Source organism: Streptomyces sp. NPDC001530 (assembly GCF_042894545.1).
Classification (GTDB): Bacteria; Actinomycetota; Actinomycetes; order Streptomycetales; family Streptomycetaceae; genus Streptomyces.
Genome location: NZ_JBIAVS010000013.1, coordinates 116478 through 142512, shown reverse-complemented (window position 1 = coordinate 142512; position 26035 = coordinate 116478). Strand labels below are relative to the sequence as shown.

Genomic DNA, 26035 nt, shown 5'->3' with positions numbered 1-26035 from the left:
AGCGCGCGGCCACTGCTGGTTCGCTTGCACTGAGCCGGTCCACCTCACGGTGGGCCGGTTTTTTGCTGCCCTCACGCGCGCGTAGCCCCCTTTTCCTGACGGGTAGCCCCCGTTTCCTGACGCGTAGCCCCATTTCCCAAGACCTGCCGGAACCGGACCTGCCAGAATCTGCCCAATGCGCTTCGGCATCCTGGGTCCCCTCGACATCCGCACCGAGGACGGCAGCCCCCTGGACCCCGGCGGCCCCCGCCCCCGCGCCCTGCTCACCCTGCTCCTCCTCGACGCGAGGCGGACGGTCTCCACAGGGCGGCTGACCGACGGCCTGTACGGGGCGGAGCCGCCGGCCGGAGCCGCCAACGCCCTCCAGTCCCAGATCTCCCGGCTGCGCAAACGGCTCGGCCCCCATACGGAGATCGAGGCCACCCCGACCGGCTATCGCATCGACGTCTCCCCCGACGCCGTCGACGCCCACCGCTTCGAGCGCCTGGCCGGTGAGGGCCGCACCGCCCTCGGCCGGGGCGACCACTCAGGCGCCGCCGCCGCGCTCCGGGAGGCGCTGGCCCTGTGGCGCGGCCCGGCACTGGCCGACCTCCCCGACGCGTACGCCCAGGTCACCCGGCTCCACGAGCTGAGGATCGCCGCCGTACAGGACCGCGTCGACGCCGAGCTGGCACTCGGCGGCGGCCCCGAACTCGTACCGGAGTTGCGCGAGCTGATCACCGCGCATCCGCTGAGCGAGCGGCTGTACGGGCAGCTGATGCGGGCCCTGCACGCGGGCGGGCGGCCCGCCGAGGCGCTCACGGTGTACGAGGAGGCGCGGCGCACGCTCGCGGACGAGTTGGGCGCCGATCCGTCGCCCGAACTGTCCGCCCTCCATGTCGACCTTCTCAAGGGAGCGGGTCCCGCCCGTCGGCGCGTCCCCGCCCAGCTGACGCGCTTCATCGGCCGCGGTGCGGAACTCCGGCGGATCGGGACGCTGCTCACCGAGGCTCGCCTGGTGACCCTCACGGGGCCGGGCGGCGCGGGCAAGACCCGACTGGCGACAGAAGTGGCGAGCACCTACTCGAGCGCTGACACCAGCGCCCACGCGGACGCCAGGACCGGCTTCCCCTCAAACGCCGACACGGGCGTCCGCTCAAGCGCAGGCACGGGCGATCGCACAAGCACCGTCACGAGCGCGCACGTAAACGCTCGCGCAAACGCTGGCGTAAGCGCTTACGCACACGAAAACGCCTCCGCGGACGCCTACTTCGTCGAGCTCACCACCCTCACCGACGGCTCCCAGATCCCCTACGCCATCCTCACCGCACTCGGCGTGCGCGAGGGTTTGCGCACGCCCGCGACCGACACCACTCAGCGGCTCCTCGCCGCTCTGGAGGACCGCGAGCTGCTGCTGGTGCTGGACAACTGCGAGCACCTCGTCGAGGACGCGGCCCGGGTCGCCGCGCTGCTCCTCGGCAACTGCCCCGGCGTACGGATCCTCGCCACCAGCCGTGAGTCCCTGGGAATCACCGGTGAGGTGCTGTGCCCGGTGCCGCCGCTGCCGCCGGAGCCCGCCGCCCGGCTCTTCGTGGACCGGGCCGCCGCCGTGCACCCCGGTTTCGAGGGGCACGCGCGCGTGGCCGATATCTGTGCCGCGCTCGACGGACTGCCGCTGGCCATCGAGCTGGCCGCCGCCCGGCTGCGCACCCTCACCCCCGACGAGCTCGCCGACCGCCTCGACGACCGCTTTCGGCTGCTCTCCCGGGGCGACCGCACCAAGGCTCCCCGCCACCGCACCCTGCGCGCCGTCGTGGAGTGGAGCTGGGACCTCCTGGACGACGAGGAGCGGGAGTTGGCACGACGGCTGACGGTGTTCTCCGCAGGCGCGACCCTCGAAGCGGTCGAGGCCGTGTGCGGGGTGCCGTACCCGGAGGATCTGCTGGCCTCGCTGGCGGAGAAGTCGCTGGTGGAGGTCGCCGACGGGCGTTATCGGATGCTGGAGACCATCCGTGCGTACGCCGCCGAGCACCTCGCGCTGGCCGGCGAGGAGGACCGGCTGCGGGACGCCCATGCCCGGTACTTCCTGCGGCTGGCCGAGGAGGCGGAGCCGTACCTCCGGGGTGGCGAGCAACTCACGTGGCTGGCCCGGCTGAGCGCCGAGCACGGAAATCTGGACGCGGCCCTGCGCCACCTCACTCGCACGGACACGGAACGCGCGCTGCTCCTCATGGCCGCGCTCTCCTGGCTGTGGCTTCTGCGCGGCCTGCACAGCGAGCAGGTGCCCCTCGCCCGCGAACTGCTGGCAGCCGTGGGGGACAGTCCTCCGGGGAGGCTGACGGAGGAGTACGTCCTGTGTCTGATCAACTCGGTCTCCGGTGACGGCGCCGACCTCGACGACCGGGAACACCTGGACCGCGCGGCCGCCCTGCTCACTGCCATGCCCCATCAGCTGCGGCTGCCGTTCACGTTCGTGCTGTGGGCGCTGGCTGACGGCCCGCAACGCATGACCGACCAACGGATGCGCATGCAGGTCGGCGACGACCCCTGGGGGCTGGCCATGCTGGAGCTCGGCGATGGTTTCCAGCAGATGTTCGCCGGGCGGCCCGAAGCGTCCGAGGCGGCGTTCACCCGGGGTGTGGCCGGCTTCCGGGCAACCGGCGACCGCTGGGGCATGGCCAACTGCCTCGACCCGCTGTCCGTTCTCGCGGACCTGCGCGGAGAGCATGAACGGGCCCTGGAACTGATCGACGAGGGCCTCTTGTACGTACGGGAACTGGCGGCACCTGAGGAGACGGGTGACCTGTTGCACCGTCGCGCGACCGTCCTGCTGCACCTGGGGGACTTTGGAGCGGCGGCCGCGCACTACACGCACGCCGCTTCCCTGGCCCGCGGCGCCGGTGTCCCGGACAAGGTGGCGGCCGCCCGCCGCGGACTGGGTGACACGGCACGCCTGTCCGGGGACACGGCACGCGCGCGCGTGCACTACGAGGACGCCCTGGAGGCCTGTGCCACGAACTGGTTCAGCGTCGGCGAGTCCGTACGGATCTTCATCGGCCTGGGCCGCACCGCCCTCGCCGAGCAGCGGGCTGACGAGGCCCGCGACTGGTTCACGCAGGCCGGCGCCCTTGCCCGCGAGGTCCACCGCGGTCTCGAACTCGCCGACGTCGCCGAGGCCCTGGCGTCCGTCGCCGAGAGCCCGGCGCGCGCCGCTGTCCTTCTCGGCGCGGCTGTCGCCCTGCGGGGCACTGCGGCCGAGGGCGACCCCGAAATCGTCCGCAACAGGGACCGCATACGTGAAGAACTCTCTCCGGAGGCGTACGAAAAGGCCTTCCAGCAGGGCCGGAGCCTCGGGTCAGCGGCGGTCAGCGAACGGTAAGGGCGCGGTCAGCGCCTCCGGCGAATCTCCTGACCATGACAGAGAATCCGATACGGAACCACGCCGAGAACCCCACCGGGAAGCTCGCCCACCTCAACGTCCTCATCTCCGGCGCCAGCGTCGCCGGCCCGGCCCTCGCGCTGAACCTCGCCCGGTACGGTGCCCGGGTCACCGTCGTCGAAAAGGCTCCCGACCTGCGTGAGGGCGGGTTCGCGGTCGACTTCCGGGGCCACGTGCACCGGACTGTCCTGACCGCGATGGGTATCTGGGACGAGATCCACGCCCATCAGACCCATATGGGGCGGCAGACCGTCGTCGACGCCGATGGCACCCCACGCGTCGACCTGCCCGCCGAGATGATGAGCGGAGACGTGGAGATCTTCCGCGGTGAGCTGGCGCGGATCATGTACGAGCGCACCAGGGACCGGGTGGAGTATGTCTTCGGCGACTCGATCGCCACGCTGACCGATTCCCCCGAGGGCGTCGACGTGACCTTCGAGCGCGGCGCGCCTCGCCGCTTCGACCTCGTCGTGGGCGCCGACGGACTGCACTCCCTCACCCGTCGGCTGGTCTTCGGCGAGGAGTCCCGTTACCTGCGCTTCCTCGACCACTACGTGGCCGGCTTCGGCATCCCCAACGACCTGGGCCTGGAACGCACCGGCCGCCTCTACAGCGAACCGGGCCGGGGGGTCGTCATCGGCAACTACGACGGCGATCCGGACCGGGCGGGCGCGCTGCTGGTCTTCCGGTCCGAGAAGCTGGAGTTCGACCGGCGTGACGTCGCCGCGCAGAAGCGGATCCTCGCCGAGCGGTTCGCGGGCATGGGCTGGCAGGCACCGGTGGTCCTCAAGGCCCTGGAGGAGGCCGACGACCTGTACTTCGACGCGATTGCCCAGATCCACGTCGACCGGCTCGTCAAGGGGCGTGTGGCGCTGCTCGGGGACGCCGGTTACGGCGCCACCATGGGCGGCATGGGCACCGGGGTCGCGATCGTGGCCGCCTACGTCCTGGCCGGTGAACTGGCCCTCGCCAACGGCGACCACACGACCGCTTTCGCCGAGTACGAGACGCGGATCCGGGGCTTCGCCAAGGGCTGTCAGAAGACCTCCGGCAACGCCGGGCCGTTCTTCGCCCCGGCGACCGAGCGGAGGATCCGCAGCCGCGACCGGATGTTCGGGCTTCTGAGCTCACGCCTCCTGACGGGCTTCTTCAAGAAGCTCACCGAGAAGGCGGCCACCGCCATCGAACTGCGGGAGTACCCGCGCCCGTAAACGCTTGCGCAAGCGTTTACGCAAACGCTTACGCCGTCGGCCCGCAAACTCTTACGCGCCCGCACATGAGCGCTTAGGCCCCCGCCCTGAACCGCCACCCATGGTCCACCGGCCCGATCCCGCCCCCCAGCGCGAACCCGGCCGCGATCGCCCCGGTGACGTACTCCTTGGCCGCCGCCACCGCCTCCGGCACGGTCTGCCCCTTCGCCAGCCCAGAAGCAATCGCTGACGCCAGGGTGCAGCCCGTACCGTGCGTGTGCCGGTTGTCGTGGCGCGGGGCCCGCAGCCAGTGTTCCTCGGAGCCGTCGGTCAGCAAGTCCACGGCGTCACCGGGCAGATGGCCGCCCTTGATCAGCACCCACTTGGGCCCGTACGACAGCACGGCCGCGGCCGCCTGCCGCAGCTGTCCCTCCGACTCGACGCGCACACCGGTCAGTTGGGCGACCTCGTCGAGGTTCGGCGTCGCGACGGTCGCGACCGGCAGCAGTTTCGTCCGCACGGAGTCCAAGGCGGACGCGGCGAGCAGGGGGTCCCCGTGCTTGGAAATGCCGACCGGGTCGACGACGGCCGGGGCGTCCGTGGTGCCGATCAACTCGCCGACGGTCTCGACGAGTTCGGCCGAGGCGAGCATGCCGGTCTTGACCGCCTGGACGCCGATGTCGTCGACGACGCTGCGGTACTGGGCGCGCACCGCGTCCACCGGCAGCTCCCAAGCGCCTTGCACGCCCAGGGAGTTCTGCGCGGTGACGGCGGTGATCACGCTCATGCCGTGTACGCCGAGCGCGAGCATCGTCTTCAGGTCGGCCTGGATCCCGGCCCCGCCACCGGAGTCGGAGCCCGCGACCGTCAGGACCCTGGGCGGTGCGCTCACGGCTCGATGTCCCCGAAGTGGTCCCAGCCGCCCTTGCTCGTCCAGGGCGCCCCGTCCACCGTCACATGGGGCAGCGCCGACGGGTTGAGCACCTCGCCGATCACCTTCCAGCGGGCGGGCAGCTTCACGTCCGGCGGGAAGGTCGCGACGATCGCGTGGTCCTCGCCGCCGGTGAGCACCCACTGGAGGGGGTCGACGCCGACGGCCTGCCCGATGTCGTTCATCTGGGAGGGGATGTCGATGTCGCCGGAGCGGACGTCGATGCGCACCTTGCTGGCCTCGGCGATGTGCCCGAGGTCGGCGATCAGCCCGTCGCTGACGTCGGTCATCGAGGTCGCGCCGAGCCCTGCCGCCGCCGGACCGGCGTGGTACGGCGGTTCGGGTCGCCGGTGGGCCTCGACGAAGGCGCGCGGCGAGCGGAAGCCCCGCGAGAGCACCGCGTACCCGGCCGCGGACCAGCCCAGCCAGCCCGTCACGGCGACGACGTCGCCGGGCTGGGCGCCGGCCCGGGTGACCGGCTCGTGGTTGCGCAGATCGCCGAGCGCGGTGATCGCGACGGTGATCGTGTCACCGCGTACGACATCGCCGCCGACCACGGCCGCGCCCGCGACCTGGCATTCGTCGCGCAGCCCGTCCATCAGCTCGGAAGGCCAGGTGGCCGGAAGCTCGGCCGGGACGACGAGGCCGAGCAGCAGCGCGGTCGGTACGGCGCCCATCGCGGCGATGTCCGCGAGGTTCTGTGCGGCCGCCTTGCGCCCGACGTCGTACGCCGTGGACCAGTCGCGGCGGAAGTGCCGCCCCTCCAGGAGGATGTCGGTGCTCGCCACGACCCTGCGGTCGGGCGCGGCGACCACCGCGGCGTCGTCGCCGGGGCCGACCCGGACCGCCGGGGTGGTGGTGAGACGTGAGGTGAGCTCTCGGATGAGCCCGAACTCCCCCAACTCGCCCACGGTGCCCTTCATGATCGTAGTGCTCCCTCTGTCGCTACCCGTGCCCGGTCGCGAGCCGTCTCCGTACTCGGTACGGTCGAGTTGACCGTCAACTTGTGCAGTCCGTGCACCCCGGCGCGCAAGCCCCAGTCACCGTGGGTCTCCCCGCGGCGAGCGGCAACGCGATACCGTGGCGTTCCTTTTCCCCACATGATCCTCGTGGCCGCCCTGGAGGTTCCGTGGTACAGGCGTACATCCTGATCCAGACGGAGGTCGGCAAAGCGTCGACCGTCGCCGAGACGATCAGCAAGATCCCGGGGGTGATCCAGGCCGAGGACGTGACAGGACCGTACGACGTGATCGTGCGTGCCCAGGCCGACACGGTCGATGACCTCGGCCGCATGGTGGTCGCGAAGGTCCAGCAAGTGGACGGCATCACCCGCACCTTGACCTGCCCGGTCGTACACCTCTAGCCCCCGTCTACCCTTGGCCGGTGAACTTCTTCCGTCACCGGCACACCGTTTTCTTCGGGCTGCCCGCTCTCGCGCTGTTGATCGCGATCGCGGGCTGCTCCTCAGCAGACGACAACGCCTCCGTCTCGGTTCCGAGTCCGAACGCGAAGGTCACCAAGCTGTGCCAGAACCTGGACACGGTGCTGCCGCGGAAGGTGGACGGTCTGAGCCGCAAGGATCCCGAGCCCCGGTCCGCGCTGACCGCGGGCTGGGGAAGCCCGGCGATCATACTGCGCTGCGGTGTCGAGCGGCCGCCGAAGATGATCGACCCCAAGGTGGCCCTCGGCAACGACCCCAAGGCGGCCGGTGGCGGCGTGAACGGCGTCGACTGGCTGATGGAGAAGCAGGACGACGGGTCGACCCGCTTCACCACCGCGAACCGCAGCGCGTACGTCGAGGTCACCGTGCCCAAGGGGCGGGACACCTCCGGCATGCTCGTCGACATGGCCGCCTCCATCAAGAAGGCGATCCCCAAGGGGATCGCCAACTGACGCACCGGTCCGACGCACGAGGCGGCTAACGCAGCCCCGTCGACCGGCGCAGCGCCGCCTGCACCAGGCGGTCCACCAGTTCCGGGTAGCTGACGCCCGTCTCCTGCCACATCCGCGGGTACATGGAGATCGGCGTGAAGCCCGGCATCGTGTTGATCTCGTTGATCACGAACTCGCCGCCCTCGGTGAGGAAGAAGTCCGCGCGGACGAGGCCCTCGCAGGAGGCCGCGTCGAAGGCCTCGACGGCCAGTCGCCGCACCTCGGCGGTCTGCTCCTCGGTGAGCGGCGCGGGCACGATCCCGGAGGCCGAGTCGATGTACTTCGCCTCGAAGTCGTAGAAGTCGTGGGACTGTACGGGCGGGATCTCGGCGGGGACGGAGGCGCGCGGCCCGTCCTCGAACTCCAGGACCCCGCACTCGATCTCGCGGCCGCGCAGCAGCGCCTCCACGATGATCTTCGGGTCGTGGCGCTGGGCCTCCTCGATCGCCTCGTCGAGGCCTTCGAGGGAGTCGACCTTCGTGATGCCGAACGACGACCCCGCGCGCGCGGGCTTCACGAACAGCGGCCAGCCGTGGTCGCCCGCGAAGTCGATGATCTTCTTGCGGGCGGCGGACTGGTCACGCTCCCACTCGCGGGGCCGGATCACCACGTACGGGCCGACCTTCAGCCCGAAGGAGGTGAACACCCGCTTCATGTACTCCTTGTCCTGGCCGACGGCCGAGGCGAGGACGCCCGAACCGACGTACGGGACTCCGGAGAGCTCCAGGAGGCCCTGAAGGGTGCCGTCCTCGCCGTACGGGCCGTGCAGCATGGGGAAGACGACGTCGACCTCGCCCAGGGCCTTGGGGACCGATCCGGGCTCGCTGTAGACCACTTCGCGGTTGCCCGGGTCGACGGGGAGCACCACGCCGCCCTCGTTCGACTCGGCGAGCTGCTCGACGTTCGGCTGCTGCCGGTCGATGATGGCCATCCGCTCCGGGTCGTCGGCGGTGAGCGCCCAACGGCCGTCCTGGGTGATGCCGATCGGCAGGACGTCGTACTTCGTACGGTCGATGGCGCTCAGGACGGCGCCGGCCGTGACAATGGAGATCCCGTGTTCGGAGCTGCGGCCGCCGAAGACGACGGCCACGCGCGGCTTGCGAGGCGGCTGCTCAGGGCTCTGGGGGAGGTTCTCGGTGCTCATATCGCGTTGAGAGTACCCGTTGGTACGGCGGTGAGTCAGCGCCCCACGACGGCCGTTGCTCAGCGTCGTACGAACAGTTGCGGAGCGTCGCCCACCCGATGATTCAGCGTCGCTCGGGCTTCGCGCTGCGCGACATCAGCTCCTTGAGGGCGACGACGGGCGGCTTGCCCTCGTGGACGATGCCGACGACCGTCTCCGTGATGGGCATGTCGACGCCGTGCCGGCGAGCCAGATCCAGCACGGACTCACAGGACTTGACGCCCTCGGCGGTCTGCTTGGTGACCGCGATGGTCTCCTGGAGGGTCATGCCCCTGCCGAGGTTGATGCCGAAGGTGTGGTTGCGCGACAGCGGCGAGGAGCAGGTGGCCACCAGGTCACCGAGGCCCGCGAGCCCGGAGAACGTCATCGGGTCGGCGCCCATGGCGAGTCCGAGCCGGGTGGTCTCGGCGAGGCCGCGCGTGATGAGCGAGCCCTTGGCGTTGTCACCGAGGCCCATGCCGTCCGCGATGCCGACGGCGAGACCGATCACGTTCTTGACGGCGCCGCCGAGTTCGCAGCCCACCACGTCGGTGTTGGTGTACGGGCGGAAGTACGGCGTGTGGCAGGCGGACTGGAGCCGCTGGGCGACCGTTTCGGAGCGGCAGGCGACCACGGCGGCGGCGGGCATCCGCGCGGCGATCTCACGGGCGAGGTTGGGCCCGGTGACCACGGCGATGCGGTCCGTGCCGACCTTGGCGACGTCCTCGATGACCTCGCTCATCCGCATGGTGGAGCCGAGTTCGACGCCCTTCATGAGGGAGACGAGGACGGTGTGGGGCGCGAGCAGCGGCACCCATTCCGCGAGGTTTCCGCGCAGTGTTTGCGACGGCACCGCGAGGACCGTGAAGTCGGCGTCCGCGGCGGCCTCGGCGGGGTCGGTCGTGGCCCGCAGGTTCTCGGGGAGTTCGACGCCCGGCAGGTAGTCCGGGTTCGTCCGCGTGGAGTTGACCGCCGCGGCGAGTTCGGCGCGCCGCCCCCACAAGGTGACGTCGCACCCCGCGTCGGCGAGCACCATGCCGAACGCCGTACCCCACGATCCGGTCCCGAAGACGGCTGCCTTGACCGGCTTGCTCACGTGCCCTGCCCCTCTTCCTGCTGTGCTTTTTCCTTGGCCGCGGCCCTACGGCGCTGCGCGATGCGCACCTCGCGCGGATCGAACGGCTTCGTAGGCGCCTTCTCGCCGCGGATCTGCTCCAGCTGCGCGGTGATGGCGGCCATGATCACCTCGGTGGCCTCCTTCAGGAGGTCAGGGCTCATCTCCTTGTCGTAGAAGCGCGAGAGGTCCACCGGCGGGCCCGCGAGCACGTGGTGGGTCTTGCGCGGAAGGAGGTTGGGCTTCTTGGCGTACGGCGGCAGCAGTTCGTTGGCGCCCCACTGGGCGACCGGAATCACCGGGCACTTGGTCTGCAGCGCGACCCGCGCGGCACCCGTCTTGCCGGTCATCGGCCAGCCGCCGGGATCGCGTGTGAGGGTGCCCTCGGGGTAGAACGCGACGCATTCGCCGCGCTCCACGGCGTCGATCGCGGCCCGGAACGCGCTCAGCGCGTCGGTGCTCTCGCGGTAGACGGGGATCTGTCCGGTGCCGCGCATCGCGGCCCCCACGAATCCCTTCTTGAAAAGGCCCGCCTTCGCCAGGAATCGCGGAACACGCCCCGTGTTGTACTGATAGTGCGCGTACGCGAAGGGGTCCACATGCGAATTGTGGTTCACCGCGGTGATAAATCCGCCCTCGGCCGGAATGTTCTCCATTCCACGCCAGTCCCGCTTGATCAGAACCACCAGCGGCGGTTTGCAGAGGACCGCTGCGAAGCGGTACCAGAAGCCGATTCTGCGGCGGGACACGCGGACACCTTCCTCTAGGGCCTGGGGGGGCCGCACAAGTGTCGCCCCAGGCCGCCTGTATGTCGAGAACACCGTACGCCCCGGCGTCCGGACCGCCAGGGCGGCCGGGTCACAATAGGGCGCGACAAGGGAGGGCGGAACGCTCGTGCGGTGGACTGTGGTCATACCCCTCAAACCCCTGGCGCGGGCCAAGAGCAGGCTGGCGGACACGGCCGCCGACGGACTGCGCCCCGGGCTCGCCCTGGCCTTCGCACAGGACACCGTGGCGGCCGCGCTGGCCTGCGCCGAGGTCCTGGATGTGGCAGTCGTCACGGACGACGCCCTGGCCGGCCGGGAGCTGGCGGCGCTGGGCGCCCGCATCGTCCCGGACGAGCCGGCGGGCGGCCTGAACGCCGCGCTGGCTCATGGGGCCGCGGTCGTACGCGCCCGAAGTCCCGAATGCGCGGTGGCGGCCCTGAACGCGGATCTGCCCGCGCTGCGCCCCCTGGAATTGGCCCGAGTGCTCGAATCCGCCGCGGAATTCCCGCGCGCATTTCTTGCCGACGCGGCGGCAATCGGAACGACGTTGTTGGCCGCGAGCCCCGGCCGGGAATTGCTCCCGGCTTTCGGTGGAGATTCCCGTGCCCGCCATCGAGCCTCGGGGGCCGTGGAACTCGTCCTCGGCCACGTCGATTCCGTACGTCAGGACGTGGACACCGGAGACGATCTGCGGGCGGCGCTGGCGCTGGGGGTGGGGCCGCGCACGGCGGAAGCGGCGGCCCGGCTGCTGACTGCCGGGCAGTAGGTGGGGTCTTTACCCGCGGGCCGTCTGTGGCTGGTCGCGCCCACGCGGCTGAGCCCCATATGCCACAGCCCGGCGCCCCTTGCGGGGCGCTGCACGCACCCGGGTAAGTAGGCTGCCCCCTATGCAGGCGACCGCGTACACATACGACCCCGAGACCCGCAGCGGCCAGGTGCTGCTCGACGACGGCACCCCCATACCCTTCGACGGCCCGGCGTTCGACGCCGGCGGGCTGCGGCTGCTGCGCCCCGGACAGCGCGTGCGGATCGAGACCGAGGGCGAGGGCGAAGCGCTCCGGATCACCCTCATCACCCTGCAGACCCTCTAGGCGTTGCGAAACACACCGCGGGCCGGGCTCCCCAGGGGAGCCCGGCCCGGCGCGTGAGTTGCCCCTGCGCCCCGTCTTCTAGCGGGCGGTGGTCTTCTTGGCAGTGGTCTTGCGAGCCGTCGACTTCTTGGCGGGGGCCTTCTTGGCCGTCGCCTTCTTCGCCGGGGCCTTCTTGGCCGTCGCCTTCTTGGCGGTGGTCTTCTTCGCCGCGGTCTTCTTGGCGGCCGCCGTGGTCTTCTTGGCGGGGGCCTTCTTCGCCACGGCCTTCTTGGCGGTGACCTTCTTGGCGGTGACCTTCTTGGCGGGGGCCTTCTTGGCCGCGGCCTTCTTCGCCGTGACCTTCTTGGCCGCGGCCTTCTTGACCGTGGCGGCGGCACCGCCGGTCAGGCTGCCCTTGGGCGCCTTCTTGACGGCGACCTCGCCCCCGCGCGGGAGCTTCTTCGAACCGCTCACCAGGTCCTTGAAGCCCTGGCCCGCGCGGAAGCGCGGCACCGAGGTCTTCTTGACCCGAACGCGCTCCCCGGTCTGCGGGTTGCGGGCGTAACGGGCCGGACGGTCCACCTTCTCGAAGGAACCGAAGCCGGTGACCGAGACCCGGTCCCCGCCGACAACTGCACGGACGATCGCGTCCAGTACGGCGTCGACCGCGTCGGCGGCCTGCTGACGCCCGCCGACCTTGTCGGCAATCGCTTCTACGAGCTGCGCCTTGTTCACGTCTTCCCCTTCGGAGACATTGCCCGAACGAATGCGTTCAAGCTTTTTCGCACGTTAGGCAGATATATACCGCAAATCAAACACGAAACGGGCTAATCACCCTTGTGCCGCAACGAACTCGGGCTGTCGCGAAGTTCCTCAGCGTTCCTCTTCGAGGAATCGACCCTCGTCGAGGTCGTTGGTGAACCGCTCCAGCCGCTTTGTCGCATCGGCGAGATCGTGCTTGGCCACGGCCGTAATGACCAGCAGCTTCCGGGTCAGCGCCATCCGTACGCCCTCCGGGACTTGCAGTGCGCGCACTCTTGTGTGCGCTTCCTTCAGTTGGGCCGCGACTGCCATGTAGAGCTCGAGTTGGCCGTCGTGTTCCATGCACAGATTGTGCCATCTGGGGCGAGTTGTCGCCTGCTCAGGGGGTAACTGCCGTCCCCGGAGGGGGTTCCGGGCACCTCGGCACGACACCGGACCAAGGTGCGCGTAGCCAGGCAATCGCCTTTGTAACTAGGGGAGTTGGGCCCCACAAGGCGGCGCGCCGGTACCGCCCGAGGGCAGACACAGCTGTACCCCCAACCGTCCACGATTGGGGGTACAGAGGGGGGTGTTGCGTGGCCGAAATCAGCCTTGCGTCAGCGGTGATCCGACCCGTGGGTCAGACGTGGAGCGTCTTCGGCTTGTACGACGGCCGCTTGGCCTCGTACGTCGCGATGTCGCCCTCGTTCTGGAGGGTGATGGAGATGTCGTCCAGGCCGTTCAGCAGCCGCCAACGGGCGTTCTCGTCGAGTTCGAAGGCGGCGGTGATGCCCTCGGCGCGCACCTCTCGCGCCTCAAGGTCCACAGTGACCTCAGCTGTCGCATCCTTCTCGGTGAGCTCCCACAGCGCGTCCACGATCTTCTGCTCCAGAACCACCGTGAGCAGGCCGTTCTTGAGCGAGTTGCCGCGGAAGATGTCCGCGAAGCGAGAGGAGATGACGGCCTTGAAGCCGTAGTTCTGCAGCGCCCAGACGGCGTGCTCGCGCGAGGAGCCCGTACCGAAGTCGGGACCGGCGACCAGGACCGTGGCGCCCTTGCGCTCGGGCTGGTTGAGGATGAAGGACGAGTCCTTGCGCCAGGCCTCGAACAGCCCGTCCTCGAAACCGTCCCTGGTCACCTTCTTGAGCCAGTGGGCGGGGATGATCTGGTCGGTGTCGACGTTGCTGCGGCGCAGCGGGACGGCCCGGCCGGTGTGCGTGGTGAATGCTTCCATGACTTCTCAGACTCCAGCGGGCGTAAGGGCGTCGGACAGGTCGGCCGGGGAGGCCAGGTGGCCCAGCACGGCGGTGGCGGCGGCGACCTGCGGCGAGACCAGGTGCGTACGGCCGCCCTTGCCCTGCCTGCCCTCGAAGTTGCGGTTGGAGGTGGACGCGGAGCGCTCACCGGGGGCCAGCTGGTCGGGGTTCATGCCCAGACACATCGAGCAGCCCGCGTGCCGCCATTCGGCGCCGGCCTCCTTGAAGACCACGTCCAGGCCCTCGGAGACGGCCTGCAGACCGACCCGCGCGGAGCCGGGGACCACCAGCATCCGTACGCCGTCGGCGACTTTGCGGCCCTCGACGATCGCGGCGGCCGCACGCAGGTCCTCGATACGGCCGTTGGTGCAGGAACCTACGAAGACGGTGTCGACCTCGATGTCGCGCAGCGGCTGTCCGGCGGTCAACCCCATGTATTCCAGGGCCTTTTCGGCGGCCAGGCGCTCCGAAGCGTCCTCGTACGAAGCAGGGTCGGGGACGGACGCCGAAAGCGGCGCGCCCTGGCCCGGGTTGGTGCCCCAGGTGACGAACGGCGACAGCGAGGCGGCGTCGATGACGACCTCCGCGTCGAATTCGGCGTCGTCGTCCGACTTCAGCGTCTTCCAGTACGCGACGGCGGCGTCCCACTCCTCGCCCTCGGGGGCGTGGGCGCGGCCCTTGAGGTACGCGAAGGTGGTCTCGTCGGGGGCGATCATGCCCGCGCGGGCGCCGGCCTCGATCGACATGTTGCAGATGGTCATCCGGGCCTCCATCGAGAGCTTCTCGATGGCGGAGCCGCGGTATTCCAGGATGTAGCCCTGGCCGCCGCCCGTACCGATCTTGGCGATGATCGCCAGGATCAGGTCCTTGGCCGTGACGCCCTCGGGCAGTTCGCCGTCGACCGTGATGGCCATGGTCTTCGGGCGGGCCAGCGGCAGCGTCTGGGTGGCCAGCACGTGCTCGACCTGCGAGGTGCCGATGCCGAACGCCAGCGCGCCGAAGGCGCCGTGCGTGGAGGTGTGGGAGTCACCGCAGACCACGGTGGTGCCCGGCTGGGTCAGGCCCAGCTGCGGTCCCACGACGTGGACGACGCCCTGCTCGACGTCGCCCAGCGAGTGCAGTCGTACACCGAACTCGGCGCAGTTCTTGCGCAGCGTCTCCAGCTGGGCCCGGGAGACCGGGTCCGCGATGGGCTTGTCGATGTCGAGGGTCGGGGTGTTGTGATCCTCGGTGGCGATGGTGAGGTCGAGACGGCGCACGGGGCGCCCCGCCTGACGGAGGCCGTCGAAGGCCTGCGGGCTGGTCACCTCGTGCAGCAGGTGCAGATCGATGAAGAGGAGGTCGGGCTCGCCCTCGGCGCGCCGGACGACATGGTCGTCCCAGACCTTCTCCGCGAGTGTCCTACCCATCGCTTTCCCTCCGGCCGGCCTGTGTGGCGCCGGCCCAACTAGAGATTTCCGGGGCGGCGACGTGCGTTACCCCTCGTACCGGACGCCGTCCGCCGGGCCCGTTGGTCCGCGGGCCGCTGTGTGTACAAGGGTGGCGCGTTCCACGGAAAATTGAACTTGCGTTTCACAGAGTGAGACGCGAGTATCGTTGCATGGACAACAGTAGCGGCGTCGGCGTTCTGGACAAGGCAGCCCTTGTCCTGAGCGCTCTGGAGTCCGGTCCGGCCACCCTCGCAGGGCTGGTAGCGGCGACCGGGCTGGCACGACCCACGGCACATCGCCTCGCCGTGGCACTTGAACACCACCGCATGGTGGCGCGCGACATGCAGGGCCGTTTCATTCTCGGCCCCCGCCTCGCCGAGCTGGCCGCGGCCGCCGGCGAGGACCGCCTCCTCGCGACGGCGGGCCCGGTGCTCACGCATCTGCGCGACGTCACGGGCGAGAGCGCACAGCTCTACCGCCGCCAGGGCGACATGCGCATCTGCGTCGCCGCGGCCGAGCGGCTGTCCGGCCTGCGGGACACGGTCCCGGTCGGCTCCACGCTCACCATGAAGGCCGGCTCCTCGGCCCAGATCCTGATGGCCTGGGAGGAGCCGGAGCGCCTGCACCGCGGCCTCCAGGGCGCCCGCTTCACGGCGACAGCGCTCTCGGGCGTACGACGCCGGGGCTGGGCCCAGTCGATCGGTGAGCGCGAGCCGGGCGTCGCGTCCGTCTCCGCTCCCGTACGCGGCCCCTCGAACCGTGTCGTGGCCGCCGTCTCGGTCTCCGGACCGATCGAGCGCCTGACGCGCCACCCGGGTCGTATGCACGCCCAGGCGGTCATCGACGCCGCCGCCCGCCTCTCCGAGGCCCTGCGCCGCACGGGCTGACGGTCGGGAACGTCAACGAGGGGGCCTGCCTCAACGCCGCGGCAGGCCCCCTCGTTCCCCCGATCCCCCCTGTCACTTGGCTTCTTCGGGCGCCCCCGCCGACCGGTGCGCGAACCGGTCCTTCGCGTAACGCCCCCGCCGCTCGACCGGCACCTGGCCGTGTGCCCTCGCGAGTCCGAAGGCCGGCATGTCGAAGTAGATCGACTCATGCGCCCCCTCGGGCGCGATGTAGGCCTCGTGCCACAGCCCCACGTGCCCGCGGACCCTGCCCTCGCGCTCCTTGCGGTTCACGATCCCCCACACCTTGTGATGGAGGGTGTCGGACGAGCTCGCGTACGCGTAGAGCTTCTCCTTGGACTCCCAGTACTGGACGACGTAGTACGTCCGCGGCGAAGCCGTGAGCAGCACGCGTCCCAGCAGCCCCCGGTCGCTGTCCCGCGCAAGCTCCCCCAGCATGCGGAACATCGACAGCATGACCGGCAGCCACTGGTGCACCGCCCAGAAGTGGTTGATGCGCATCCCGATCAGCAGCACCACCGCATCGCCTTCGACGGCCGCGGTGGTACGGCCCGGAATCGTTTTCGCGAACATGGCGACCCCCGGATGCCCCGATCGGATAGCAGCACTATCCTTCTGAGCGGTGCTTGGATAGTGACACTTCCCAAGGAGAGGCGCAAGAGCAGAGATGCGACTGGCCGAGTTGAGCGAGCACAGCGGTGTGTCCATCGCGACGATCAAGTACTACTTGCGCGAAGGGCTGTTGGCGCCGGGCCGCCAGATCAACGCGACCACGGCCGAGTACGGCGAGGACCATCTGCGCCGGCTGCGGCTGGTGCGCGCGATGATCCAGGTCGGCCGGGTGCCGGTGGCGACGGTCCGGGAGGTGCTCGGGCACATCGACGACGATTCGCTCGGCCGCACGATCCGGCTCGGCGCGGCCCTGTGGGCGTTGCCCCAGGTTCCCGAGCCGGACACGGAGGACGAGCACGTGCAGGCCGCACGCCGTGAGGTGGACCAGCTTCTGGAGACAGTGGGCTGGTCCAACGCCCAGGCGCTGATCACCATTTCACCCGCCTACCGCTCACTGGTGGTGGCCGTGGCCACGTTCCGGCGGCTTGGTTACGACTGGGACCCCGAACTGATCGTGTCCTACGCCCGGTTGATGCACCAGGCCGCCGTCCTCGATCTGGACTTCGTGGAGACCCATCCGTCGGAGGCCGAGAAGGTCGAGACGGCAGTCGCGGGAGCGATTTTCGTCGAGCCGGTCCTGCAGGCCCTGCACCGGCTGGCGCAGGAGGAGGAGTCCGCACGGCGGTACGGCTTCGAGTGAGTCGTACGAAGTCAGCGAGCCGTACGAAGTCCAGGACGCGGAAACGCCAATGGGCCCCCACCGAAGTGGAGGCCCATCGAGCTGCGTACCCCCGACCGGATTCGAACCGGCGCTACCGCCTTGAGAGGGCGGCGTGCTAGGCCGCTACACAACGGGGGCGTGGATCTTACGTTTCCGCAGATCCGAGCTGGTCTACCAGGACTCGAACCTAGACTAACTGAACCAGAATCAGTCGTGCTGCCAATTACACCATAGACCAATATGGTTTAGACCAACTGCGTACCCCCGACCGGATTCGAACCGGCGCTACCGCCTTGAGAGGGCGGCGTGCTAGGCCGCTACACAACGGGGGCCCTAGCGATCCTGCATGAGAGTCAGCGGGTGCGACCCGGGCTGTCTCCCTGGGAAGGATCTGTACCCCCGACCGGATTCGAACCGGCGCTACTGCCTTGAGAGGGCAGCGTGCTAGGCCGCTACACAACGGGGGCTTTGCGGAGCTGGTCTCCGCGTGTGCAGATGAGCTCTGCGAGCTGGCCTACCAGGACTCGAACCTAGACTAACTGAACCAGAATCAGTCGTGCTGCCAATTACACCATAGGCCACTGAAACACAATCCCCTGTGGGGATCTTGTTTTAGCTTGCGCCTCCGGTTCCCGGCCTTTCGGCCCGCTCTCCGGCGGCGCAGGAAGAACATTACCCGAAGGTGGACGGCGCTCCAAAACGGGTATCCGCGCCGAGGATCGCGGGGAGTTCGGCCAGCGACGCGATCCGGCGCGGGCCGGCCGGTCCGCCGTCGCCGCGGGTGTGCGCGCCGCCACGGTCGATCCAGACGGAGAGCAGCCCCGCGTCGGCGGCCCCGCGCCCGTCGATCTCCGGGTGGTCGCCGACGTACGCGACCTGGTGCGGAGGCAGCCCGAGGGCCTCGCAGGCGGCGTGAAAGGCCTCCGCGGCGGGCTTGGAGACGCCGAGCTCGGCCGCGCACAGCACCGCCTCGAAGCGGTCGCGTACGCCGAGGATGCGCAGCTTGCGGTCCTGGTTGTGGAGGCTGGAGTTGGACAGGATCGCGTGCCGGTGGCTGGCGGCGAGGGCGTCCAAGGCGGGCAGTACGTCAGGGAAGAGGGCCCAGGAGGCCTCGTAGTGCCCGGCGTACCGCTGGAACCAGGCGTCGGCGTCCGCGTCGCTCAGCGGCTCGCCCAGAAACGCCCTGACCCGGTCCCGGCGCTGGCCCTCCCAGTCCGACTCCCCCGCCGAGAACCTCGCCCAGTGCACATCGGTGGCCTCGCGCCAACGCGCCAGGGCCCGCTCCACGGAACCGACCCCGTCCAGCAGACCCTCGGCCGACAGGTGCTCGCGCATCCCGGCCCGGTCCGCGGCCGTGTAGTCGAAGATCGTGTCGTCGACGTCCCAGACCACGGCCTCGATGTTCATGATCCGACCGTAACTCCGGGCGGGGTCGCGTGTCCGCCGATCGGGTAGTGAGGCGCGAATCCGCCGATCGGGTAGTGAGGCATGTGTCCGCCGACCGGTCAGCGGGGTGCGTGTCCGCCGGTCGCGAAGTGAGGTGTGTGTCCGCCGACCGGTTAATGAGGCGCGTATCCGCCGACCAGTTAGTGAGGTATGTATCCGCCGATCGGGTAATGAAAGGGGCGGCGCCCGTGTCGGACGCCGCCCCTCACCGAGGACTCGGCGGATGGCTAGAACTTCGCCAGCGCCGCGTCGATGCGGGCCAGCGTCTTCTCCTTGCCCAGGATCTCCAGGGACTCGAAGAGCGGCAGGCCGACGGTGCGGCCGGTGACGGCGACGCGGACCGGGGCCTGCGCCTTGCCGAGCTTGAGGCCGTGCTCCTCGCCGGCGGCCAGGACGGCCTCCTTGAGGGACTCGTGGTTCGTCCAGTCCGCGGCGAACAGCTTGTCGCGGGCCGTGCGCAGCAGGGCGTCGGAGCCCTCCTTCATGGCCTTGGTCCAGGACGCCTCGTCGAAGACCGGCTCCGCCAGGAACAGGAAGTCGACGTTGTCCGTGATCTCGGAGAGGACCTTCAGACGGGACTGCGCGTGCGGGGCGATCGCCTGCCACTTGGCCTCGTCGAAGTCCTCCGGCGCCCACGGAGCGAACGGGGCCCGCAGCCAGGGGGCGCAGCGCTCCGTGAAGTCCTTCACATCGAGCAGGCGGATGTGGTCGGCATTGATCGCCTCGGCCTTCTTCAGGTCGAAGCGGGCCGGGTTGGGGTTCACGTCCGCGACGTCGAAGGCGGCGACCATCTCGTCGATGGCGAAGATGTCGCGGTCCGCCGACAGCGACCAGCCCAGCAGGGACAGGTAGTTGAGCAAACCCTCGGGGAGGAAACCGCGCTCCCTGTAGAGGTTGAGCGAGGACTGAGGGTCGCGCTTGGAGAGCTTCTTGTTGCCCTCGCCCATCACGTACGGGAGGTGGCCGAAGACCGGGGTCTCCTTGGCGATGCCCAGCTCGATCAGCGCCTTGTAGAGGGCGATCTGGCGCGGGGTGGAGGAGAGCAGGTCCTCGCCGCGCAGAACGTGGGTGATCTCCATCAGGGCGTCGTCGACCGGGTTCACGAGCGTGTAGAGGGGCGCTCCGTTGGCTCGTACGATCCCGTAGTCCGGCACGTTCTCCGGGAGGTACGTGATCTCGCCGCGGACCAGGTCCGTGAAGGTGATCGCCTCGTCGGGCATCCGGAAGCGGACGATGGGGGTGCGGCCCTCGGCCTCGTACGCGGCCTTCTGCTCGGCGCTCAGGTCGCGGCAGTGGCCGTCGTAGCCGGACGGCTTGCCGGCGGCGCGGGCGGCCTCGCGGCGGGTGTCCAGCTCCTCCGTGGAGCAGTAGCAGTAGTACGCGTGGCCGGCGTCCAGGAGCTTCTGGGCGATCTCCTTGTACGTGTCCATGCGCTGCGACTGGCGGTACGGCGCGTGCGGGCCGCCGACCTCGGGGCCCTCGTCCCAGTCGAAGCCCAGCCAGCGCAGCGAGTCCAGGAGCTGCCCGTAGGACTCCTCGGAGTCACGCGCCGCGTCGGTGTCCTCGATGCGGAAGACGAACGTGCCGCCGGTGTGGCGGGCGTACGCCCAGTTGAACAGGGCCGTGCGGACCAGGCCCACGTGGGGGTTGCCGGTCGGGGAGGGACAGAAACGTACGCGGACGTTCGCGTTAGCCACGCTTGATCACCTTGTTGGTGAGAGTGCCGATGCCTTCGATGGTGACGGCGACCTCGTCGCCGACGTTCAGGGGGCCGACCCCAGCCGGGGTGCCGGTGAGGATCACATCGCCGGGGAGCAGCGTCATGGCCTCGGTGATGTTGACGATCAGGTCCTCGATGGAGTGGATCATCTCGCTGGTACGGCCGAGCTGACGCTGCTGGCCGTTGACCGTGAGCTGGATGGTGAGGTCACTCGCGTCCAGGTCCGTCTCCACCCAGGGGCCGAGCGGGCAGGACGTGTCGAAGCCCTTGGCCCTGGCCCACTGCTTCTCGCGCTTCTGGACGTCGCGCGCGGTGATGTCGTTGGCGCAGGTGTAGCCGAGGATGACGTCCTTGACACGCTCGCGCGGCACCTCGCGGCACATGCGGCCTATGACGACCGCCAGCTCGGCCTCGTGGTGCAGCTCGTTCGAGAAGGACGGGTACTGGATCTCGTCGCCGGGGCCGATCACCGAGGTCGACGGCTTGAAGAAGGCGAACGGGGCGTCGGGCACCTCGTTGCCGAGCTCCTTGGCGTGCTCCGCGTAGTTGCGGCCGAAGGCCACGACCTTGTTCGGGAGCACCGGCGGCAGCAGCCGGACCTTGCTCAGCGGGACCTTCGTACCGGAGAGCTCGAAGTCCGCGAACGGGATGCCCTTGATGATGTCGAGGACGAGCTCGTCCGGCTTGTCGCCCTCGACCGCGCCGAACGCGACGTTGCCGTCGATGGAGAACCTGGCGATGCGCACGGGAACCTTGCGCCCCTCACTGAGCTGGCTGAAGTCTGACGCTCCAGGCTAACGCCCGGGGCCCGCCGCCACGCATTCGATAACTCCCCGGGACAAGGCCGCCACCGAAAGGGCGCAAACGTATCTCCGCGGCACCCACCCGCGTGCCGTGATCACGGCCGGTCCCATCGGAAGAGTGATCACGGCGGCCGCTCTGAGTATCTCGCGGCCGCCGTGCGTACTACTCGGCGACGGAGGCCGTGACCGGGGCTTCCATCAGAATGGTCCGGCGAGGGTTGGCGGTCTGGGTGGGGAGGTCGACCGAGTGCTCCGGCTGCTCCGGCGTCTGCATCGCGTCGGCGTCCTCGAGGTGCGCCAGCGTGGTGCGTCGCGGGTTGGCTATGTTGCGGAACATCATCGTCGTCTTCACGGTTGTACTCGACCTTGTCGTCATGGGCGCCGGGTGGTCTCAAAGGCCGCCGCGTCGGCGCGGGTTGTCGGATTCGCCATCCCTGTAAAGCGTCAGGCTAAACATGCAATTCCCGGGTGAAGACGTGAAGACGCCATGATCGCCGTGTGAGTTTCCTCACTTACTAGCTGGCAAACCGGTCAATTCAGGCCCCCAACTCCGCCTGACGAAACGGACATTGCTCCACTGAAGCAATCATTCCGCTCCTGATCATGGCGACTGGGACACCCTGCACACACCAACACCTCGTAGGCATACGCCCGTTATGTACGAGATCACTTTCTACGTCTCGTGACGCGTCACTCACAAGCTGTCACGGAGGTCACAGCCTGGTACTCGGGCCTTGTTGGAGATCCGGCACTGTGCTGGAATTCCACGGACCGCCGCGGGATCGAACCGGCGCGCAGGGGCGCAACGCAGCGCCGAGTGGCGGCGGGAAGGGGGAAGCCTGCGCCGGTCACTCACGACCACCAGGGGGCGCATCTGCGCCCCTGTACGACGCCGACACCGTCCCACCGTTCTTGCGGAGGGGCGCCTGGTCCAGAGGTTGCGACGCTAGTGCAGGGACGTTTCAAGAGGGATGGCAGCGCTTCGGCGGAGCCGGAGCCGCGCGGCGGGACCGACCGCGGTTCCTCGCCCCAGCACGCCCAGAACCCGGGACCGGCAGAGGTCGGCGGCAGCGGTGAACACTCCGCTCGCGCCGGCGCGAAGGCCAAGGCTCCCGCCACACCGGCCGCGAAGCCGAAGGGCCCCACGGGCCCCGGCTCCCGCATGGCACTGCGCAACTGGCGCATCTCCACGCGTCTGGTCTCGCTGCTCGCACTCCCCGTGGTCGCCGCGACCTCGCTCGGTGCGCTGCGCATCAACCAGTCCATGGACGACATCCAGCAGCTCGACAACATGAAGCTGCTGACGGACATGACCAAGCAGGCGACCGAGCTCGCCGCCGCGCTCCAGAAAGAGCGCGACCTGTCCGCGGGTCCGCTCGCGCACGGCCGCTCGCCCAGCGACTACACGGTCAAGGGAGTCCGCGACGCGACGGACGTCGCCAAGCGGCACTTCCTCGAGGGCACCCAGGAGATCGACGACGCCACGGCGAACGGACAGCTCTCCGGCGTCCGGGACAGCCTGGTCGGCATCGCGGGTGAGCTGTACAAGCTCAGCAGCATCCGCAAGGAGGCCTACGCCGATCCCAAGAACTCGACGCAGACGGTCGAGGCCTACCACCGCCTCGTCTCCCAGCTGCTCGCGCTCTCGCAGGACATGGCCGAGGCCACCAGCAACCCCGAGATGATCCAACGCACCCGTGCGCTGTCCGCCTTCTCCTCCGCCAAGGAGTACGCCTCCGTCCAGCGGGCCGTCATCGCCGCCGCGCTGCCCGAGACGAAGGACACCTTCGGCAGGCTGTCCGAGAACGACCGGCAGTACGCGCTCTCCGCACAGGAGAGCCAGGAATCCGAGATCAGCGGCTTCAAGAACATCTACGGAGACGGCTTCGCCGACCTCCTCACACCCATCGAGGGCGGCAACCCGACCATCGAGTCCGCCGACCAGTACGCCAAGCGCGTGCTGAGCGGTCCGGAGGGTCTGAAGACGCAGACCAAGCGCTCGTACAAGGACTGGGTCGACGACGACACCGCCAAGATCCAGCAGATGTCGAACATCGAGACCACGCTGCTCGGCCAGATGGAACAGAAGGCCCGTGAGCTGCGCAACGAGTCCGAGAGTGAAGCGATCTTCTCGGGTGCGCTGATCCTCCTCGTGCTCGGTGTCTCGCTCGTCGGCGCCTTCGTCGTGGCCCGCTCCATGATCCGCTCGCTGCGCCGCCTCCAGGACACCGCGACCAAGGTCGCCCAGGACCGACTGCCCGAGCTGGTCAAGCAGCTGTCCGAGTCCGACCCGCAGGACGTGGACACGTCCGTGGAGTCGGTCGGTGTGCACTCCCGGGACGAGATCGGCCAGGTGGCCGCGGCCTTCGACGACGTGCACCGTGAAGCCGTACGACTCGCCGCCGAGCAGGCCCTGCTGCGAGGCAACGTCAACGCGATGTTCACCAACCTCTCGCGCCGCTCCCAGGGTCTTATCCAGCGTCAGCTCTCGCTCATCTCCGAGCTGGAGTCCCGCGAGGCCGACCCGGACCAGCTGTCGTCGCTGTTCAAGCTCGACCACCTCGCGACCCGCATGCGCCGTAACGGTGAGAACCTCCTCGTCCTCGCCGGTGAAGAGCCCGGCCGCCGCTGGACCCGCCCGGTCCCGCTGGTCGACGTGCTCCGCGCCGCCGCCTCCGAGGTGGAGCAGTACGAGCGCATCGAGCTGGCCGCCGTGCCGACCACCGAGGTCGCGGGCCGCGTCGTCAACGACCTCGTGCACCTCCTCGCCGAGCTGCTGGAGAACGCGACCTCCTTCTCCTCGCCGCAGACCAAGGTCAAGGTCACCGGTCACGCGCTGCCCGACGGCCGCGTCCTGATCGAGATCCACGACACCGGTATCGGCCTCTCCCCCGAGGACCTCGCGGCGATCAACGAGCGGCTCGCCTCGCCGCCCACCGTGGACGTCTCCGTCTCCCGCCGCATGGGTCTGTTCGTGGTCGGTCGTCTGTCGCAGCGCCACGGCATCCGCATCCAGCTGCGTCCGTCCGACTCCGGTGGTACGACCGCGCTGGTCATGCTCCCCGTCGATGTCGCCCAGGGCGGCAAGAAGCCCGCTCCGGGCAAGCCGGGCCAGGGTGCCCCGGCCGTCGGTGGCCCCGCCGCCGCGCAGGCCTCCGCCGGTGTGGCCGCGGCCCGCCGCGGAGGCGGCTCGCAGGGCGGTCCCTCGCTCGGTGCCGGTGCCCCCGCCGCCGGAGGTGGCCGCCTCGGCGCCCCGCCGCAGCGCGGACAGGTCGGCGCGGGCCAGGGTCCGCGGGCCGCACTGCCCGGAAGCAACCAGGGCGGTCCCGCGCTGCCGGGCGGCAACCAGGGCACGCGCCCCGGTGCCGCGGGCGGCGCCCGTGGGCCGCAGGGTCCGGGCAATCCGCAGCAGGGCAGGCCGGCTCCGGCCGGTGCCGGCGCCGGTGCCTTCGGGCAGGGCGCGCCGGGTGCCCCGCAGGGCCTCCAGGACACCGGGACCGGTGCACCGCAGGGCTTCGGTGACGGACCCGGTGCCCGTCAGGGCGGATCCGCCGCGCGTCAGGGCGGCTTCGGTGACAGTGGCCCCGCGGCCGCGCCCCCGCAGCAGCCGACGGGTGGCAGGGCCGGCCGTCGCAGGCCGCAGCTGCCGGGCCGCGGTGGCGCGCGCGCCGAGCTGCCGGGCAGCAACCCGCAGCCGCGCACGCCGAGTTGGAGCGACGACAACGCGCAGCCGCCGGTGCCGCGCGCGTCCCTCGACACCCCGCGTGGCCACGAGGAGCCCGACGCGACCTCGCGCATACCGCGGATCGACGACCGTCAGGGCCCGGGGGCGACCTCGGAGATCCCGCGGATCGACGACCGCCAAGGTCCCGCCTCGACGTCCGAGTTCCCCCGTCCCGACTTCGACGCCCCGCGCCCCGGTGCGGGAGCGCCGCAGAACAGCGGCCAGAACACGGGTCAGTTCGTCCGCCCGGACGTGTTCGGTACCGGGGGCTCGTCCCCCGCCGCCCAGAACCCGTCCACCACGGGCCAGTTCGCCCAGCCGGGCTACGGCCAGGACCCGTCGTCCACCGGCCAGTTCGCCACCCCGGGCTACGGCCAGGACCCCTCGTCCACCGGCCAGTTCGCCCAGCCGGGCTACGGCCAGGACCCCTCGTCCACCGGCCAGTTCGCGACGCCCGGGTACGGCAACCAGCAGGACCCGTCGTCCACCGGTCAGTTCGAGCGGCCGCAGCCGGGCGCCGGCCGGGACAACGCCGACTTCGGCGCTCCCCGGCAGCCGGCCCAGCAGCGCCCGCAGCGGCCCGCGCGTCCGCAGCAGCCCGAGGCGCTGCCGCCGGCGGGCCCCGGCGACGGACGTACGCCGCTGTACGACACGCTGGAAACCAACTGGTTCCACGGTCAGGCGAACGGCGCCCCCAACGGCGCTCACCACAACGGCTCCCAGGGTGCACCGCAGGCTGCGCAGCAGCAGCCGCAGGCGCCCTCGGTTCCGCAGCGGCCGGCTGCCGCACCGGCCCCTGCTTCCTGGCGCAGCTCGCCGAACGACGACCTCGTCCGGCAGGCAGAACGCGTCCGTCAACCGTCGGCGGGCGGGGTCACCACCTCCGGCCTGCCGCGCCGCGTCCCGCGAGCCAATCTCGTCGCGGGCACGGCACAGCAGCAACAGCACCAAACCGGTCCGCAGGTCTCGCGTGCGCCCGATGACGTACGCGGCCGGCTGACCAATCTCCGTCGGGGCATCCAGCAGGGTCGCCAGGCCGGTACCGGCCAGACCGGCAGCTTCCCCAGCCCCACTCACCAGCAGGAGCGTTAGT

General features: G+C 70.0%; 23 protein-coding genes and 5 tRNA genes. 9 read left to right on the top strand and 19 right to left on the bottom strand.

Going from position 1 to position 26035, the window contains the following annotated elements; translation table 11 throughout:
* Positions 1-175: 175 nt before the first annotated feature.
* Together ACFY0T_RS26920 and ACFY0T_RS26915 are read left to right on the top strand one after the other, a co-directional pair.
* The gene (locus ACFY0T_RS26920) at positions 176-3358 is read left to right on the top strand and encodes an ATP-binding protein (protein ID WP_388875524.1); all 3183 of its coding nucleotides are present in this window, start codon (positions 176-178) and stop codon (positions 3356-3358) included.
* A 35-nt stretch (positions 3359-3393) separates the two neighbouring features.
* Positions 3394-4629 (top strand): FAD-dependent monooxygenase, encoded by a 1236-nt coding sequence (locus ACFY0T_RS26915; protein WP_388875521.1) that lies wholly within the window; start codon positions 3394-3396, stop codon positions 4627-4629.
* A gap of 73 nt (positions 4630-4702) precedes the next feature.
* On the opposite strand, the gene thiD is transcribed toward ACFY0T_RS26915, so the two are convergent.
* Both thiD and ACFY0T_RS26905 read right to left on the bottom strand, forming a co-directional pair.
* Complete coding sequence (gene thiD, locus ACFY0T_RS26910; protein WP_388875518.1) at positions 4703-5500, bottom strand: bifunctional hydroxymethylpyrimidine kinase/phosphomethylpyrimidine kinase; 798 nt, start codon at positions 5498-5500, stop codon at positions 4703-4705.
* Complete coding sequence (locus ACFY0T_RS26905) at positions 5497-6462, bottom strand: thiamine-phosphate kinase (RefSeq protein ID WP_388875514.1); 966 nt, start codon at positions 6460-6462, stop codon at positions 5497-5499. The genes thiD and ACFY0T_RS26905 overlap by 4 nt, the downstream gene beginning before the upstream one ends.
* A gap of 206 nt (positions 6463-6668) precedes the next feature.
* Here ACFY0T_RS26905 and ACFY0T_RS26900 point away from each other — a divergent pair, with 206 nt between their 5' ends.
* Entirely contained in the window at positions 6669-6902 is a 234-nt protein-coding gene (locus ACFY0T_RS26900) for an Lrp/AsnC family transcriptional regulator (protein ID WP_003997603.1), read from the top strand.
* Between the two features lie 20 nt (positions 6903-6922).
* Positions 6923-7432: a DUF3515 domain-containing protein gene (locus ACFY0T_RS26895; protein WP_388875511.1), complete on the top strand. Its 510-nt coding sequence runs from the start codon at positions 6923-6925 to the stop codon at positions 7430-7432.
* A gap of 25 nt (positions 7433-7457) precedes the next feature.
* Here the strand turns inward: ACFY0T_RS26895 and ACFY0T_RS26890 are convergent, their stop codons facing one another.
* The 3 genes from ACFY0T_RS26890 to ACFY0T_RS26880 all read right to left on the bottom strand — a co-directional run bounded on the left by ACFY0T_RS26890 (position 7458) and on the right by ACFY0T_RS26880 (position 10496).
* Positions 7458-8615 carry a D-alanine--D-alanine ligase family protein gene (locus tag ACFY0T_RS26890; protein WP_388875508.1) on the bottom strand — a complete coding sequence of 386 codons (1158 nt, stop codon included), beginning with the start codon at positions 8613-8615 and terminating at the stop codon, positions 7458-7460.
* A gap of 103 nt (positions 8616-8718) precedes the next feature.
* A complete protein-coding gene (locus ACFY0T_RS26885; protein WP_388875505.1) occupies positions 8719-9729 on the bottom strand; it encodes an NAD(P)H-dependent glycerol-3-phosphate dehydrogenase in 1011 nt (336 codons plus the stop codon).
* Positions 9726-10496, bottom strand: coding sequence for a lysophospholipid acyltransferase family protein (locus tag ACFY0T_RS26880; RefSeq protein ID WP_388875502.1), 771 nt, complete (start codon positions 10494-10496; stop codon positions 9726-9728). The genes ACFY0T_RS26885 and ACFY0T_RS26880 overlap by 4 nt, the downstream gene beginning before the upstream one ends.
* A gap of 145 nt (positions 10497-10641) precedes the next feature.
* Here ACFY0T_RS26880 and cofC point away from each other — a divergent pair, with 145 nt between their 5' ends.
* Together cofC and ACFY0T_RS26870 are read left to right on the top strand one after the other, a co-directional pair.
* Entirely contained in the window at positions 10642-11280 is a 639-nt protein-coding gene (gene cofC, locus ACFY0T_RS26875; protein WP_388875499.1) for a 2-phospho-L-lactate guanylyltransferase, read from the top strand.
* 121 nt (positions 11281-11401) lie between these two features.
* Positions 11402-11605, top strand: a complete 204-nt coding sequence (locus ACFY0T_RS26870; protein ID WP_388875496.1) for a hypothetical protein — start codon at positions 11402-11404, stop codon at positions 11603-11605.
* A gap of 78 nt (positions 11606-11683) precedes the next feature.
* Here ACFY0T_RS26870 and ACFY0T_RS26865 read toward each other — a convergent pair whose 3' ends face one another.
* The 4 genes from ACFY0T_RS26865 to leuC all read right to left on the bottom strand — a co-directional run bounded on the left by ACFY0T_RS26865 (position 11684) and on the right by leuC (position 14990).
* On the bottom strand, positions 11684-12319 hold the full coding sequence (locus tag ACFY0T_RS26865; protein WP_388875492.1) for an HU family DNA-binding protein: 636 nt from the start codon (positions 12317-12319) through the stop codon (positions 11684-11686).
* 138 nt (positions 12320-12457) lie between these two features.
* Positions 12458-12688, bottom strand: coding sequence for a hypothetical protein (locus ACFY0T_RS26860; RefSeq protein ID WP_388875489.1), 231 nt, complete (start codon positions 12686-12688; stop codon positions 12458-12460).
* Positions 12689-12965: 277 nt separating this feature from the next.
* Entirely contained in the window at positions 12966-13559 is a 594-nt protein-coding gene (gene leuD / locus ACFY0T_RS26855) for a 3-isopropylmalate dehydratase small subunit (protein WP_388875486.1), read from the bottom strand.
* 6 nt (positions 13560-13565) lie between these two features.
* A complete protein-coding gene (gene leuC, locus ACFY0T_RS26850) occupies positions 13566-14990 on the bottom strand; it encodes a 3-isopropylmalate dehydratase large subunit (protein WP_388875483.1) in 1425 nt (474 codons plus the stop codon).
* Positions 14991-15181: 191 nt separating this feature from the next.
* On the opposite strand from leuC, the gene ndgR reads away from it, so the two are divergent.
* Positions 15182-15898, top strand: coding sequence for an IclR family transcriptional regulator NdgR (ndgR, locus tag ACFY0T_RS26845; protein ID WP_015036427.1), 717 nt, complete (start codon positions 15182-15184; stop codon positions 15896-15898).
* A gap of 72 nt (positions 15899-15970) precedes the next feature.
* Here the strand turns inward: ndgR and ACFY0T_RS26840 are convergent, their stop codons facing one another.
* A complete protein-coding gene (locus ACFY0T_RS26840; protein WP_388875480.1) occupies positions 15971-16489 on the bottom strand; it encodes a DUF4188 domain-containing protein in 519 nt (172 codons plus the stop codon).
* Positions 16490-16583: 94 nt separating this feature from the next.
* Here ACFY0T_RS26840 and ACFY0T_RS26835 point away from each other — a divergent pair, with 94 nt between their 5' ends.
* Positions 16584-17228: a MerR family transcriptional regulator gene (locus ACFY0T_RS26835; protein WP_388875477.1), complete on the top strand. Its 645-nt coding sequence runs from the start codon at positions 16584-16586 to the stop codon at positions 17226-17228.
* An 86-nt stretch (positions 17229-17314) separates the two neighbouring features.
* Here ACFY0T_RS26835 and ACFY0T_RS26830 read toward each other — a convergent pair.
* The 9 genes from ACFY0T_RS26830 to ACFY0T_RS26790 all read right to left on the bottom strand — a co-directional run bounded on the left by ACFY0T_RS26830 (position 17315) and on the right by ACFY0T_RS26790 (position 21570).
* Positions 17315-17387 (bottom strand) — tRNA-Glu (locus ACFY0T_RS26830).
* 28 nt (positions 17388-17415) lie between these two features.
* Positions 17416-17487, bottom strand: a tRNA-Gln gene (locus tag ACFY0T_RS26825).
* A gap of 21 nt (positions 17488-17508) precedes the next feature.
* A tRNA-Glu gene (locus tag ACFY0T_RS26820) sits at positions 17509-17581 on the bottom strand.
* A gap of 62 nt (positions 17582-17643) precedes the next feature.
* Positions 17644-17716, bottom strand: a tRNA-Glu gene (locus ACFY0T_RS26815).
* Positions 17717-17758: 42 nt separating this feature from the next.
* A tRNA-Gln gene (locus ACFY0T_RS26810) sits at positions 17759-17830 on the bottom strand.
* 91 nt (positions 17831-17921) lie between these two features.
* Complete coding sequence (locus ACFY0T_RS26805; protein ID WP_388875474.1) at positions 17922-18656, bottom strand: HAD family hydrolase; 735 nt, start codon at positions 18654-18656, stop codon at positions 17922-17924.
* Positions 18657-18922: 266 nt separating this feature from the next.
* Positions 18923-20392 carry a glutamate--tRNA ligase gene (gltX, locus tag ACFY0T_RS26800; protein ID WP_388875471.1) on the bottom strand — a complete coding sequence of 490 codons (1470 nt, stop codon included), beginning with the start codon at positions 20390-20392 and terminating at the stop codon, positions 18923-18925.
* Positions 20385-21161: a fumarylacetoacetate hydrolase family protein gene (locus tag ACFY0T_RS26795; protein WP_388875468.1), complete on the bottom strand. Its 777-nt coding sequence runs from the start codon at positions 21159-21161 to the stop codon at positions 20385-20387. The genes gltX and ACFY0T_RS26795 overlap by 8 nt, the downstream gene beginning before the upstream one ends.
* Before the next feature lie 220 nt (positions 21162-21381).
* Positions 21382-21570 carry a hypothetical protein gene (locus ACFY0T_RS26790; RefSeq protein ID WP_388875465.1) on the bottom strand — a complete coding sequence of 63 codons (189 nt, stop codon included), beginning with the start codon at positions 21568-21570 and terminating at the stop codon, positions 21382-21384.
* A gap of 597 nt (positions 21571-22167) precedes the next feature.
* On the opposite strand from ACFY0T_RS26790, the gene ACFY0T_RS26785 reads away from it, so the two are divergent.
* Positions 22168-26034, top strand: coding sequence for a nitrate- and nitrite sensing domain-containing protein (locus ACFY0T_RS26785; protein WP_388875462.1), 3867 nt, complete (start codon positions 22168-22170; stop codon positions 26032-26034).
* Position 26035 lies beyond the last annotated feature (1 nt).